Raw genomic sequence first — 12,918 nt, forward strand, 5'->3', positions numbered from 1 at the left:
CGCGACATCTGTACCCCCTCCCCTCCGGGGAGAGGGTTGGGGTGAGGGGCGACTCTAGCCTCATCGCCATGCAACAGCGCACTTCGTTGAGCGCCACCGCGAGCACCCGCCCCTCACCCGCCCCTTCGGGGCACCTTCTCCCCGGCGGGGAGAAGGGATTTTGCCCTTCGGAGGTTTTCTAGTGCGCCCCGTCACCCGCATCCACTCCCGCACCGCCGTCCTGCCGGACGAAAACATCGATACCGACCGCATCATCCCGGCGCGCTTCCTCACCACCACCGAGCGCGCGGGCCTGGGCAAGCTGTGCTTCAACGACTGGCGCTATCAGGCCGATGGCAGCGACAACCCGGCGTTCCCGCTGAACCAGCTCAAGGCGAAGGGTTGCTCCATCCTCGTCGCCGGTCGCAACTTCGGCTGCGGATCCTCGCGTGAGCATGCGCCGTGGGCGCTACTGGATTACGGCATCCACGCCGTGCTGTGCAGCGAGATCGCAGACATCTTCCGCAACAACGCACTGAAGAACGGCCTGCTCGCCATCGTGCTCGACGAAGCCGAGCATCGCTGGCTGCTCGCCAACCCCGGCATCGAACTGACCATCGACGTGCGCGAGCAGGTCATCGCACTGCCCGATGGCGGCCACATCCGTTTCCAGCTCGAACCCTTTGCCCGCCATTGCCTGCTCAACGGTGTCGATCAGCTCGGTTATCTCCTGCAACACAACGATCTGATTGATGCGTTCGTCCGTGAACGCGAAGGTCAAGAAGCGGCCATCCATGGCCGCACTCCCCAACAAGATCAACCCCGCTCAGCCGGAGTCACCCTATGAGAGCGCATATCGTCACCTTGCCCGGCGACGGCGTCGGCCCCGAAGTCACGGCAGCCGCGGTTGCCGTGCTCGACGCGGTCGCCGCGCACTTCGACCATCATTTCCATTTCGAAGAGCAGCTGATCGGTGGATGCGCCATCGACGCCACCGGCGAACCGCTGCCGCGGGCCTCGCTGGAAGCCTGCAAGGCCGCCGATGCCGTGCTGCTCGGTGCGGTGGGTGGACCGAAGTGGTCCGACCCCAATGCGCCGGTGCGTCCGGAACAGGGCCTGCTCGCGCTGCGCGCCGCGCTGGGCGTGTACGCCAACCTGCGTCCGTTGCGGGTGCATCCGACACTGGCCTCGCTGTCGCCGCTGAAGAACGAGAAGCTGAAGAACGTCGACGTGCTGTTCGTGCGCGAACTCACCGGCGGCGCCTACTTCGGCGCCAAGACGCGCACCATCGACACCGCTACGGACGAGTGCAAGTACACCGTGGCCGAAGTGGAGCGCGTGACGCGTCGCGCCTTTCGACTGGCGCGCGAACGCCGCAAGCACGTCACCTCGGTGGACAAAGCCAACGTGCTGGAAACCTCGCGCCTGTGGCGCAGCACGGTGCAGCGCATCGCCGCCGAATTCCCGGATGTGAAGCTGGAGCACCAGTTGGTCGACTCCATGGCGATGCTGCTGCTGACGCAGCCGGGCAAGTACGACGTGGTGGTCACCGAGAACCTGTTCGGCGACATCCTCACCGACGAGGCCGCCGCGCTCGCCGGTTCGCTGGGCCTGCTGCCGTCCGCGTCGCTCGGCGAAGGCAAGGGGGGCCTGTACGAACCGATCCACGGTTCCGCACCGGATATCGCCGGCCAGGGCGTGGCCAACCCGGTCGGCGCCATTCTTTCCGCGGCGATGCTGCTGCGTCACTCGCTGGGCCTGGAGCAGGAAGCCAGCACGGTCGAGGCCGCCGTGGCCGATGTGGTCGAACACGGCCCGCGCACGCGCGATATCGGCGGCAGCGCGGGCACCAAGGACGTGCTGGAGGCCGTGCTCGCCGCCATCGACGAACACGCCTGCAATGCGGCGGCGTTTTTGCGCTGGGGGCGGGCATGCGGATGAGCATCCATACCTACCCGCCTTTGGCCCCTTCCCCTGCCCGCAGTGGGCGGCCGGGAGGGGGTGCTTTTGCCTCGGACGCCAGAGCCACCCCTCCCCAGCCCTCCCCTGCAAGCAAGGGAGGGGGTCTGTCGCGCGTCGTCTCCATCCACGCAGCGGCTCCCAAGACCCCCCCCCTGCTGGCAGGGGGAGGTTGGGAGGGGGTGCTTTTTGCCTCAGACGCCAGAGCCACCCCGCCCCTGCAAGCAGGGCGGGAGCTGAAGGAATCCACCCATCCATGACGGAAGCATCATGCGTAGCGACCTGATCAAGACCGGCCCCGACCGCGCCCCTGCGCGCGCCATGCTGCGCGCCACCGGCCTGGACGATGCGGCCATCGCCAAGCCACTGGTGGCGGTGGTGCACACGTGGTCCAACGTGAGCCCCTGCAACCTCAACCTGCGCGAGCTCGCCGAGCACGTGGCCGAAGGCATCCGTGCCGCCGGCGGCACGCCAATCGAGTTCAACACCATCGCGGTGACCGACGGCATTGCCATGGGTACGCCGGGCATGCGCGCCTCGCTGATCAGCCGCGAGGTGATCACCGATTCCATCGAACTGGCGGTGGATGGCCATTGCCTCGATGCGATGGTAGTGCTGTGCGGTTGCGACAAGACCATCCCCGCCGCCGCGATGGCGATGGCGCGCCTGGATATACCCAGCGTCGCGCTGTACGGCGGCACCATCGCGCACGGCACGCACGACAGCCATCCCATCACCATCCAGCAGGTGTTCGAGGCGGTGGGTGCGCATGGTGCGGGCAAGATCGACGATGCCGAACTCACGTCGGTGGAGCGCGATGCCTGCCCGGGCGCCGGCGCCTGCGGCGGCCAGTTCACCGCCAATACCATGGCGATGGTGCTGACCACGCTGGGCCTGTCGCCGATGGGCTTCAACGATATTCCGGCCACGCATCCGGCCAAGACAGCCGCCGCGCGCAAGTGCGGCGAGCTGGTGATGGAATGCCTCCGGCAGAACCGCACGCCACGCGCGATGCTCACCGAAACCGCATTCCGCAATGCCGCCCGCATGGTCGCCGCCACCGCCGGCTCCACCAATGCCGTGCTGCACCTGCTGGCGATTGCGCGCGAAGCGGGCACGCCATGGACGCTCGAGGATTTCGAACCCGCATCCAAGCACACGCCCGTGATTGCTGACTTGTTGCCCGGTGGCCGCTACACCGCGGTGGAGATGTTCGGCGCGGGCGGTAGCGCACGCGTCGCGCAGGAACTGATCGTCGCCGGCATGCTGGACGATGCGCCGACCATCACCGGTCGCAGCCTGTTCGAGGAAGCCGCTGCTGCGCCGCGCGCCCAGACGCAGGATGTCGTCCATCCAGTGACGCAGCCGCTGAAGCCGCGCGGTGGCTACTCGATCCTCTACGGCAACCTCGCACCGGAAGGCTGCATCCTCAAACTGGCCGGCAAGGGCGCCAGTCACTTTGAAGGCCGCGCCCGCGTGTTCGAAAGCGAGGAACAGGCCTTCGCCGCCGTGCAGGGCGGCGGCATCGAAAAAGGCGACGTCATCGTCATCCGCAACGAAGGCCCTGCAGGCGGACCCGGCATGCGCGAAATGCTGGGCGTCACCGCGGCGCTGGTAGGCCGCGGATTGGGCGACGACGTGGCGCTGATCACCGACGGCCGTTTCTCCGGCGCCACGCACGGCTACATGGTCGGCCACATCGCGCCGGAAGCGGCACGCGGCGGTCCGATTGCACTGCTGCACGAAGGCGATCGCATCCGCATCGATGCCGACACGCGCCAGATCAGCACCACCGCCGACCTCGCGGCGCGCCGCGCAGGTTGGCAGCCGCCCGCCCCGAAGGTCACCCGGGGCGCGCTGGCCAAGTACGCCTACATGGTCGGCTCCGCTTCCGACGGTGCCACCACGCATCCCTCCGCTACACGCATTGCATCCGCTTCTTCCTCCGTATCCCGACACGTCAACGAAGACACGACCGCAGGAGTCACCGCATGAGCAACAACACCAACGACACGCTGGCCAAGGCCCGCATCGCCGTCCTCGGCTACGGCAGCCAGGGCCGCGCCCACGCCCTCAATCTGCGCGACTCCGGTCTCGACGTGGTGGTTGGCCTGCGCAAGGGTGGCCCTTCATGGGAGAAGGCCCGCGCCGAAGGTTTCACCGTGGCCGAGCCCGGCGAGGCGGTGAAGGACGCCGACCTGGTCGCCGTGCTCACGCCCGACATGGTGCAGCCGACGCTGTACAAGGAACACATCGAGCCGAACATCAAGCCGGGCGCCGCACTGCTGTTCGCGCACGGCTTCAACGTGCATTTCAAGCAGATCGATCCGCGCAAGGACATCGACGTGGTGCTGGTGGCGCCCAAGGGCCCCGGCGCGCTGGTGCGTCGCGAGTATGAAATCGGCCGCGGCGTACCGAGCATCTGGGCGATCCACCAGGACGTGAGCGGCAACGCCGAGGCGAAAGCCAAGGCGTATGCCGACGGTATCGGCGGCGGCCGCGCGCTGCTGATCAAGACCGACTTCAAGGAAGAGACCGAAACGGATCTCTTCGGTGAGCAGGCCGTGCTGTGCGGCGGCGCCAGTTCGCTGGTGCAGGCTGGTTTCGAAACGCTGGTGGAAGCCGGTTACCAGCCGGAAATCGCCTATTACGAAGTGCTGCACGAACTGAAGCTGATCGTGGACCTGTTCTACGAGGGCGGCATCACCCGCATGCTGGAGTTCGTCTCCGAGACCGCGCAGTACGGCGATTACGTGAGCGGTCCGCGCGTGATCGACGCCGATACCAAGGCACGCATGAAGGACATCCTGAAGGACATCCAGGACGGCACCTTCGCCAACAACTGGATTGCCGAACACAAGGCCGGCCTGCCGAACTACAAGAAGTTCAAGCAGGCCGATCTGGAGCATCCGATCGAACAGGTAGGCGCGAAGCTGCGTGCACGCATGCCGTGGCTGCAGGCGAATGCGCCCAAGCCCGCGGCGGAGCCGTTGAAGAAAGTGGGTTAACGGGCTACCGCTCGTCATTCCTGCGAAGGCAGGGATGACGAGCAAAGAAACCCGCAAGCGCTTGGTTTCACTTGCGAGGGGCGCTTATCCCGCAAGCACGCAACACCCCTCGCCATCCCTCCCCTGCCCTGTAGGGGAGGGAGTTTTCCACCGAAGTCGATCTGCCGTTGATGCGGCATTCCATGGGAAATCCGACCACCGTGAACCTGCCATTGCAAATGGAGATGCCCACCCCGGCCACCACCCATCCGCTCGCCGGACAGACCATGAGCGGCGCGGAAGTGGTGGTACAGGTGCTCGCCGATGAAGGCGTGAACGTGCTGTTCGGCTATTCCGGTGGCGCGATCCTGCCGGTATACGACGCGGTGTTCCGTTTCAACACCACGCATCTGTCACCGCTGGGCGGCGAACCCATGCCGCTGATCGTGCCCGCCAATGAACAAGGCGCGGGTTTCATGGCGGCCGGTTATGCGCGTGCGTCGGGCAAGGTGGGTGTGGCCATCGTCACCTCCGGCCCGGGCGCCACCAACATGGTGACGCCGGTGCGCGATGCGATGTCCGATTCCGTACCGATGGTAGTGATCTGCGGCCAAGTGCCGACCGGCGCGCTGGGTAGCGATGCCTTCCAGGAAGCACCCGTCAGCAACATCATGAGCCCGTGCGCGAAGCACGTGTTCCTGCTCACCGATCCTGCCCGTTTGGAAGTCACGCTGCGTACCGCGTTCGAGATTGCACGCAGCGGCCGCCCGGGCCCGGTGGTCGTGGACATTCCCAAGGACGTGCAGAACTCGCCGATCAGCTTCGCTGGTGAAGGCACGCTGCCGATTCCTGGCTATCGCGCGCGCCAGCATGCGATCCACAGTGCGCGCGTGGATGACGCGCAGTGCGAAACCTTCTTCGAAGCGCTGGCGAAAGCGAAGCGCCCGTTGATCTACGCAGGCGGTGGCATCATTGCCGGCGAGGCTTCCGCCACGCTGCGCGCCTTCGTGCAACAGTTCGGCCTGCCCGTCACCACCACGCTGATGGCGCTGGGTGCGATGGACACCACCGATCCGCTGGCCTTGCACATGCTTGGCATGCATGGCACCGCGTACGCAAACTATGCAGTGGAAGATTGCGATTTCCTGCTGGCTTTGGGCGCGCGCTTCGACGATCGCGTCGCCAGCGTGCCGGACAAGTTTGCGCCGAATGCGCGCTTCGTCGCGCAGATCGATATCGATCCCGCCGAGATCGGCAAGGTGAAGTCGGTGGACTGGCATCACCATGGCGATCTCGATCGCACGCTTTCGCGACTGCAACAGTACGGCGTGCGCCATGGCTTTCATTTCGCCAGCGAAGATCGCTATGCGGAGTGGCATGCGCATATTGGTGCACTGAAAGCCACACACGCGCTCAACTACGATCACGACAGCGAACAGATCCAGCCGCAGGCGGTGATCGAGGCGATCAACCGGCAGACACAGGGCCGCGCCATCATCAGCACCGGCGTGGGCCAGCACCAGATGTGGGCTGCGCAGTATTTCGACTTCCGCGAGCCGCGCCATTGGCTCACCTCCGGCTCGATGGGCACGATGGGCTTTGGCCTGCCTGCCGCCATCGGCGCGCAATTCGCGCGACGCGATGCGGTGGTCATCGACATCGACGGCGATGCCAGCATCCGCATGAATCTCGGCGAGCTGGAAACCGTCACCACGTATGGACTGCCGGTGAAGGTGGTGGTGCTCAACAACATCGGCGACGGCATGGTGCGCCAGTGGCAGAAGCTGTTCTTCCGCGGCCGCTTCGCCTCCTCCGACAAGAGCCTGCACAAGAAGGACTTCATCAAGGCCGCGCAGGCCGATGGCTTCGAGTGGGCGCGCCGGCTGGAGCGCAAGGAAGACCTCGCGCAGACCATCAACGAATTCCTCGCCTTCGATGGCCCGGCGTTTCTCGAGGTGATGATCGATCCGGATGCGGGCGTGTATCCGATGGTGGGCCCTGGCGCGACGTACGCGCAGATGATCACCGGCGATTTCATTCCGTCGCGGGTGGCACCGGCAACGCCAGGCAACGCGAAGAGCGACATGTTTTAGACCCACGCCCGGAGAGGGGAGTGGGAAGGAACGAATCGTCATTCCCGCGGAAGGGGGAATCCAGTGCCTTTCCCGCACGGTCAGGGTGCCGCCCGCCGCTTCCGCGGGAACGATGGCCCGATTGGAGCGTCACGGAGTTTCCATGAAACATACCCTATCGATCCTGCTGCAAAACGAATCCGGCGCTTTGATGCGCGTCGCCGGCCTGTTCGCCGCACGCCACTGCAACATCGATTCGCTCACCGTGGCCGCCACGCGTGACCCGGCCGTGTCCCAGCTCACCCTGGTGATGCATGGCGCGGATGACACGGTAGAGCAGATCATCAAGCAGACGCGCAAGCTGGTGGACGTTATTGAAGTCAGCCATCCGGCCGCCGCTGCGCCATGAATGCACGGGTGCAGCCCATCGCTCGCGTAGCACGCCTCAGCGAGCATGAGCTGCTGAGGCAGACCCTTGGGGCGCGCGTCTACGACGTGGCGCGCGAGACGAGCCTCGAAGCAGCACCACTGCTTTCTGCACGCCTTGGCCAGCAGGTGCTGCTCAAGCGCGAAGACCAGCAGCCGGTGTTCTCCTTCAAGCTGCGCGGCGCCTACAACCGCATGGCGTCGCTGGAACCCGCGCAGCGTGCGCGCGGCGTGATAGCCGCATCAGCCGGCAACCACGCACAGGGCGTGGCGCTGGCCGCGTCCCGCCTTGGCATCCGCGCCGTGATCGTGATGCCGGTAACGGCGCCTCAGGTGAAGGTGGATGCGGTGCGTCGATTCGGTGGTGCGCAAGTGGACGTGCTGCTGATCGGCGATTCGTACAGCGACGCCCAGGCGGCGGCCGCACGATTGCAGTCCGAACATGGCTACACCTTCGTGCATCCGTTCGATGATCCGGCTGTGATCGCCGGGCAAGCCACGGTGGGCATGGAGATCCTGCGCCAGCATGCCGGCGCGCTGCATGCGGTGTTCGTGCCGGTGGGTGGTGGCGGATTGCTCGCTGGCGTTGCCGGCTACATCAAGGCGCTGCGCCCTGAGGTAAAGGTGATCGGCGTGCAGACCTGCGATTCCGACGCGATGGTGCAGTCGCTGGAGCATGGTGCGCCGGTGACGCTGTCGGAAGTCGGTTTGTTCGCCGACGGTACGGCGGTGAAGCGCGTGGGTGACCTTACCTTTGAACTGTGCCAGCAGCACGTGGACGCCATGGTTCGCGTGGACACCGACGCGATCTGCGCGGCCATCCGCGACGTGTTCCATGACACGCGCAGCGTGCCCGAACCTGCCGGCGCGCTCGCGCTGGCCGGACTCAAGCACTATGTAGCCACGCACGGCGCTTCGGAGCACCCGATGGTCGCCATCGTGTCCGGCGCCAACCTCAACTTCGACCGCCTGCGCTTCGTGGCCGAGCGTGCCGAAGTGGGCGAGCAGCGCGAGGCCGTGTTCGCGGTGACCATTCCCGAAGAACGCGGCAGCTTCCGCCGCTTCTGCGCGGCACTGGACCAACGCAACATCACTGAATTCAACTACCGCATCGGCAGCACCGCCCAGGCGCATATCTTCGTGGGCGTGCAAACCACGCATCGCGATGAGCGACACGCGTTGATCGATGCGTTCCACACGCACGGGTTCGGTGTGCTCGATCTCACCGATGACGAGCTGTCCAAGCTGCACCTTCGCCACATGATTGGCGGAAGCTCGCCACTGGCGCGCGATGAACTGCTTTATCGCTTCGAATTTCCCGAACGACCCGGCGCGCTGACGCGCTTCCTCGGCCATATGCATCCGGACTGGAACATCAGCCTGTTCCATTACCGCAACCAGGGCGCGGACTATGGGCGCATTCTGGTCGGTATTCAGGTGCCCGAGGATGAGCGCGTGTTGTTCCAGGCATTTCTGGAGACGCTGGGTTATCCGTTCCGCGACGAGAGTGCGAATCCGGCGTACCGCTTGTTGTTGAGGGAATGAGGCAGTGCGCGATCGGTGACCCTCAATCTTCCACGACTTCCAACTCAAACACATGGTTGTCGTAGTCACTGAAATAGAGCGCCGTATCACCGCGCGCCATCTGATAGTCCAGCGCCAATTCATCCATACGTCGCGCGCACGCCATCTGCTCTTCCTTGCTCACCACGAACGCGATGTGGTCGCCATTGCGTGACGCGGGCCCCTGCCCGCGGATCAACGCGAACTCCAGCCCTGCCAGTGCCACGATCACTTCCGGATGCGAATCACCCGGATCTTCCTCACGAAGAATGCGCGCATCCTCGAACACGCCGGTGAGCAGATGGGCCGTGCGCGTGGGATGCGCGACGATCAGGGCGATATGGCTCAAGGCTTTGGGCATGGCGATGGTCCGGTCCGAAGACCCGCAGTGTAGTCAGCTTTGTGACCGTGTTGCGACGACGCGCGCCATGCAACCCGGCGCGGCGTCACGCTATCCCTGGCGGCGGGGCACGCTACACTTCGGGGATGGCTCCCACTTCACGCAAGCGCCAAGGGCGCAACCTGCCAACCACCGCTGCCCCCCGCCCGCGTCCCGGCGTAGCACCTCGCTCGGCGAGCGGTACGGCACGGCCCGCCGACAGCTCCACGCTCGCCACGCGCGTGCTCGACTGGCTGCTGCAGAAGTTGCCCGCGGCTTATCGCGGCAAGGCGCGCGACTATCTGGTGCTCACGCGCATGGATCGTCCGATCGGCGCACTGTTGTTGTTGTGGCCGACCTGGTGGGCGCTGTGGCTGGCCGCAGCGGACTTTCCGCCGGTGAAGCTGCTGGTGATCTTCACGCTGGGCGTTTTCTCCATGCGCGCGGCCGGCTGCGCCATCAATGACTTCGCCGATCGCAAGCTGGATCCGCAAGTGGCCCGTACTGCCGGCAGGCCCATCGCGGCGGGGCGCGTAACGCCGCGCGAGGCGCTGATCGTGTTCGCCAGCCTGCTGGTGTTTTCCTTCCTGCTGGTGCTGTTCACCAACAAGCTCACCATCGAACTGTCGTTCGCCGGCGCGGCGCTTGCCGCTCTCTATCCGTTCACCAAGCGCTATACGCATCTGCCGCAGGTGGTGCTCGGCGCGGCGTTCGGCTGGTCGATCCCGATGGCTTTCGCCGCGGTATCCAACACGGTGCCTGCGGTGGGCTGGCTGCTGTTCATCGCCAACATCATCTGGTCGGTCGTGTATGACACGCAATACGCGATGGTGGATCGCGACGATGATCTCAAGGCCGGCGCGAAGTCCACCGCCATTTTGTTCGGTGATGCGGACCTGCCGATCCTTGGCATCCTGATGGCCACTTTCCTGCTGGCCATGCTGTTCGTGGGCCAGCGCGCCGCGCTGGGCTGGCCGTACTGGCTGGGGCTGCTGGCGGCCGCCGGGCTCTTCGGCTGGCAGATGTGGCGTATCCAGGGGCGCGAACGCGACGCCTGCCTGTGGGCCTTCCGCAACAACAACTGGCTGGGCATGGCGCTGTGGATCGGCATCGTGCTGGCGCTTGCGGTGCGCTAAGAGAGCGATTTCCCTGTAGGAGCGCACCCAGTGCGCGAAAAGCCTACAGAGCAGCAACCGTGAAGTTGCGCGGTCGCGCACTGGGTGCGCTCCTACAGATGGGGCGAAGGCGCGTTCTGAAACGCAGCTTTACCCTCCTGTCGATTCCGGCGGGTATCGTTCGTCGTGAGGATAAGAGCCGCCCCCTCGGCGGTCATCCAGCGCGAAAGGAGCGACGACAATGCGATTCATGGCCATGGTGCGGGCAACCCGCACTTCCGAAGCCGGCGAGATGCCGAGCGAAAAGCTGCTGACCGAGATGGGGCGTTTCAACGAGGAGCTGGTGAAGGCCGGCGTGATGCTGGCCGGCGAAGGCCTGCACCCCAGCGTGCGCGGTGCACGCATCCGCTACGAGGGCGACAAGCGCACCGTCATCGACGGGCCGTTCACCGAAACCAAGGAACTGATCGCCGGTTTCTGGCTGCTGCAATGCGCCTCGCTGGAGGAAGCCGTCGAATGGCTCAAGCGTTCGCCCAACCCGTTCGAAGACGGTGCATCCGAAGTGGAAATTCGCCGCGTATTCGAGGCGGAGGATTTCGGCGCGGAGTTCACGCCCGAACTTCGCGAGCAGGAAGCGCGGCTGCGCGCGCAGATCGGTGATACGAACTGACCTCCCGGAGGCTTGCCATGGTGGTGCAACCCTATCTGTTCTTCGATGGTCGCTGCGAGGAAGCGCTCGCGTTTTACGGCAAGGCCCTGGGCGGGCAGGTGCAGACGCTGGTCCGCTTCAAGGAAAGCCCTCAACCGACCGAAGGTTGCGGGCCCGGCGAACCCAACGGCGAAAAGATCATGCATGCGTCGATCAGGGTCGGCCAATCCCTGGTCAATCTCTCCGATGGCGAATGCGGCGGCCAGCCGGATTTTCGTGGCTTTTCGCTGGTGCTCAACGCCAAGGACGATGACGAGGCCCGACACGCGTTCGAAGCACTGCAGGAAGGCGGTGGCGAGGCCACCATGCCGCTTTCGTCGACTTTCTTTGCCTCCAGCTTCGGCATGTTGCGCGACCGCTTCGGCGTGAACTGGATGGTGATGTCGCCACCGAAATAACCATTCGCAACCGCAGGGTTGCGTCGCGGGAGGGGCGGTGTTGTGATCGGCGACCATGACGGCCACCGACATCCACCGCACCATCGACGCGCTGTGGCGCATGGAATCGCCCCGGCTGATCGCCGGCCTGGCCCGCATCGTGCGCGACGTGGGCCTCGCGGAGGAACTGGCGCAGGACGCACTGGTGACGGCGCTGGAGCAGTGGCCGGCCACCGGCGTGCCGCGCAACCCCGGCGCCTGGCTGATGACCACGGCCAAGCATCGTGCGATCGACCAGATGCGTCGCCATGCGCTGCATCGGCGCAAGGAGGGCGAACTCACCCGCGAAATCGAGGACCAGCTCGAACAGACCGTGGGGGACCCGGACGCCATGCTGGACGATCCGATCGGCGATGACTTGCTGAGCCTGGTGTTCACGGCATGCCATCCGGTGCTGTCCACCGAAGCGCGCGTGGCGCTCACCTTGCGCCTGCTCGGCGGACTCACCACACCCGAGATCGCGCGCGCTTTCATGGTGCCCGAGCCCACGGTGGCCCAACGCATCGTGCGCGCCAAGCGCACGCTCAGCGAGGCCAACGTGCCGTTCGAAGTGCCGCGTGGCGACGCGCTGTCCGAGCGTCTCGCCTCCGTGCTCGAAGTGATCTACCTGATCTTCAACGAGGGCTACACCGCCACGGCAGGCGATGCCTGGATGCGCCCGGACCTGTGCGGCGAAGCGCTGCGCCTGGGACGCGTGCTGGCCGGGCTTGCACCCGCGGAACCTGAGGTGCACGGCCTCGTCGCGCTGATGGAAATCCAGGCGTCGCGCATTGCCGCGCGCATCGGCCCCCACGGTGAGCCGATCCTGCTGAGCGAGCAGAACCGCGGGCGCTGGGACCAGTTGCTGATCCGTCGCGGACTCGCCGCATTGCAGCGCGCCGAAGCACTGGGCGGCACCAACGGTTCCTATGCGCTGCAGGCCGCCATCGCGGCGTGCCATGCGCGTGCAGGCGCGGCGGCGGATACCGACTGGCTACGCATCGCCACGCTGTATGACACGCTCGCGCAACGCATGCCTTCGCCGGTGGTGGCGCTCAACCGCGCCGTGGCGCATGCCATGGCGTTCGGACCGCAAGCCGGACTGGACCTGGTCGATGCCCTGCGCGACGAGCCGCTATTGCGCCATTACCACCTGCTGCCCAGCGCGCGCGGCGACCTGCTGGGCAAGCTGGGCCGGCATGAGGAGGCACGCGGCGAATTCGAACGCGCCGCTTCGCTCACGCGCAACACGCGCGAACGCGACCTGCTGTTGCAACGCGCCGCCTTCAGCGCGCAGGCCACCGGCGGCTGAC

At 65.8% G+C, this 12,918-nt stretch carries 12 protein-coding genes; 11 read left to right on the plus strand and 1 reads right to left on the minus strand.

Annotated features, from left to right (window positions below; translation table 11 throughout):
* The first annotated feature begins 181 nt into the window (after positions 1 to 181).
* The 7 genes from leuD to ilvA all read left to right on the plus strand — a co-directional run bounded on the left by leuD (position 182) and on the right by ilvA (position 8,968).
* Positions 182 to 826 (plus strand): 3-isopropylmalate dehydratase small subunit, encoded by a 645-nt coding sequence (leuD, locus tag VFG49_RS09445; protein ID WP_324859786.1) that lies wholly within the window; start codon positions 182 to 184, stop codon positions 824 to 826.
* Positions 823 to 1,920, plus strand: a complete 1,098-nt coding sequence (gene leuB, locus VFG49_RS09450) for a 3-isopropylmalate dehydrogenase (protein ID WP_324859788.1) — start codon at positions 823 to 825, stop codon at positions 1,918 to 1,920. The genes leuD and leuB overlap by 4 nt, the downstream gene beginning before the upstream one ends.
* 288 nt (positions 1,921 to 2,208) lie before the next feature.
* Entirely contained in the window at positions 2,209 to 3,933 is a 1,725-nt protein-coding gene (gene ilvD, locus VFG49_RS09455) for a dihydroxy-acid dehydratase (RefSeq protein WP_324859790.1), read from the plus strand.
* Positions 3,930 to 4,946, plus strand: coding sequence for a ketol-acid reductoisomerase (gene ilvC, locus VFG49_RS09460; protein ID WP_324859792.1), 1,017 nt, complete (start codon positions 3,930 to 3,932; stop codon positions 4,944 to 4,946). The genes ilvD and ilvC overlap by 4 nt, the downstream gene beginning before the upstream one ends.
* 182 nt (positions 4,947 to 5,128) lie before the next feature.
* Positions 5,129 to 7,018 carry a biosynthetic-type acetolactate synthase large subunit gene (gene ilvB, locus VFG49_RS09465; protein ID WP_414649096.1) on the plus strand — a complete coding sequence of 630 codons (1,890 nt, stop codon included), beginning with the start codon at positions 5,129 to 5,131 and terminating at the stop codon, positions 7,016 to 7,018.
* Positions 7,019 to 7,160: 142 nt separating this feature from the next.
* Entirely contained in the window at positions 7,161 to 7,406 is a 246-nt protein-coding gene (gene ilvN, locus VFG49_RS09470) for an acetolactate synthase small subunit (protein WP_324859794.1), read from the plus strand.
* Positions 7,403 to 8,968 (plus strand): threonine ammonia-lyase, biosynthetic, encoded by a 1,566-nt coding sequence (gene ilvA, locus VFG49_RS09475; protein WP_324859796.1) that lies wholly within the window; start codon positions 7,403 to 7,405, stop codon positions 8,966 to 8,968. Before ilvN ends, ilvA begins: the two co-directional genes overlap by 4 nt.
* 22 nt (positions 8,969 to 8,990) lie before the next feature.
* Here the strand turns inward: ilvA and VFG49_RS09480 are convergent, their stop codons facing one another.
* Positions 8,991 to 9,347 carry a hypothetical protein gene (locus VFG49_RS09480; RefSeq protein WP_324859798.1) on the minus strand — a complete coding sequence of 119 codons (357 nt, stop codon included), beginning with the start codon at positions 9,345 to 9,347 and terminating at the stop codon, positions 8,991 to 8,993.
* 125 nt (positions 9,348 to 9,472) lie between these two features.
* Here VFG49_RS09480 and ubiA point away from each other — a divergent pair, with 125 nt between their 5' ends.
* From ubiA to VFG49_RS09500, 4 genes are all read left to right on the plus strand, one after another.
* Positions 9,473 to 10,501 (plus strand): 4-hydroxybenzoate octaprenyltransferase, encoded by a 1,029-nt coding sequence (ubiA, locus tag VFG49_RS09485; RefSeq protein WP_324859800.1) that lies wholly within the window; start codon positions 9,473 to 9,475, stop codon positions 10,499 to 10,501.
* 220 nt (positions 10,502 to 10,721) lie between these two features.
* Entirely contained in the window at positions 10,722 to 11,150 is a 429-nt protein-coding gene (locus tag VFG49_RS09490; protein ID WP_324859802.1) for a YciI family protein, read from the plus strand.
* Positions 11,151 to 11,167: 17 nt separating this feature from the next.
* The gene (locus VFG49_RS09495) at positions 11,168 to 11,587 is read left to right on the plus strand and encodes a glyoxalase/bleomycin resistance/extradiol dioxygenase family protein (RefSeq protein ID WP_324859804.1); all 420 of its coding nucleotides are present in this window, start codon (positions 11,168 to 11,170) and stop codon (positions 11,585 to 11,587) included.
* A 55-nt stretch (positions 11,588 to 11,642) separates the two neighbouring features.
* Complete coding sequence (locus VFG49_RS09500) at positions 11,643 to 12,917, plus strand: RNA polymerase sigma factor (RefSeq protein ID WP_324859806.1); 1,275 nt, start codon at positions 11,643 to 11,645, stop codon at positions 12,915 to 12,917.
* The last annotated feature ends 1 nt before the right edge of the window (position 12,918 follow it).

It is taken from the genome of Dyella sp., from assembly GCF_035685885.1.
Classification (GTDB): domain Bacteria; phylum Pseudomonadota; class Gammaproteobacteria; order Xanthomonadales; family Rhodanobacteraceae; genus Dyella.

What these genes read in the sequence shown, in the direction of transcription:
- VFG49_RS09490 (WP_324859802.1), top strand. Translation starts at nt 10,722, where the DNA reads ATGCGATTCATGGCCATGGTGCGGGCAACCCGCACTTCCGAAGCCGGC.
- ilvD (WP_324859790.1), top strand. Translation starts at nt 2,209, where the DNA reads ATGCGTAGCGACCTGATCAAGACCGGCCCCGACCGCGCCCCTGCGCGC.
- ubiA (WP_324859800.1), top strand. Translation starts at nt 9,473, where the DNA reads ATGGCTCCCACTTCACGCAAGCGCCAAGGGCGCAACCTGCCAACCACC.
- VFG49_RS09480 (WP_324859798.1), bottom strand. Translation starts at nt 9,347, where the DNA reads ATGCCCAAAGCCTTGAGCCATATCGCCCTGATCGTCGCGCATCCCACG.
- ilvA (WP_324859796.1), top strand. Translation starts at nt 7,403, where the DNA reads ATGAATGCACGGGTGCAGCCCATCGCTCGCGTAGCACGCCTCAGCGAG.
- leuB (WP_324859788.1), top strand. Translation starts at nt 823, where the DNA reads ATGAGAGCGCATATCGTCACCTTGCCCGGCGACGGCGTCGGCCCCGAA.
- ilvB (WP_414649096.1), top strand. Translation starts at nt 5,129, where the DNA reads ATGGGAAATCCGACCACCGTGAACCTGCCATTGCAAATGGAGATGCCC.
- ilvN (WP_324859794.1), top strand. Translation starts at nt 7,161, where the DNA reads ATGAAACATACCCTATCGATCCTGCTGCAAAACGAATCCGGCGCTTTG.
- VFG49_RS09500 (WP_324859806.1), top strand. Translation starts at nt 11,643, where the DNA reads ATGACGGCCACCGACATCCACCGCACCATCGACGCGCTGTGGCGCATG.
- VFG49_RS09495 (WP_324859804.1), top strand. Translation starts at nt 11,168, where the DNA reads ATGGTGGTGCAACCCTATCTGTTCTTCGATGGTCGCTGCGAGGAAGCG.
- ilvC (WP_324859792.1), top strand. Translation starts at nt 3,930, where the DNA reads ATGAGCAACAACACCAACGACACGCTGGCCAAGGCCCGCATCGCCGTC.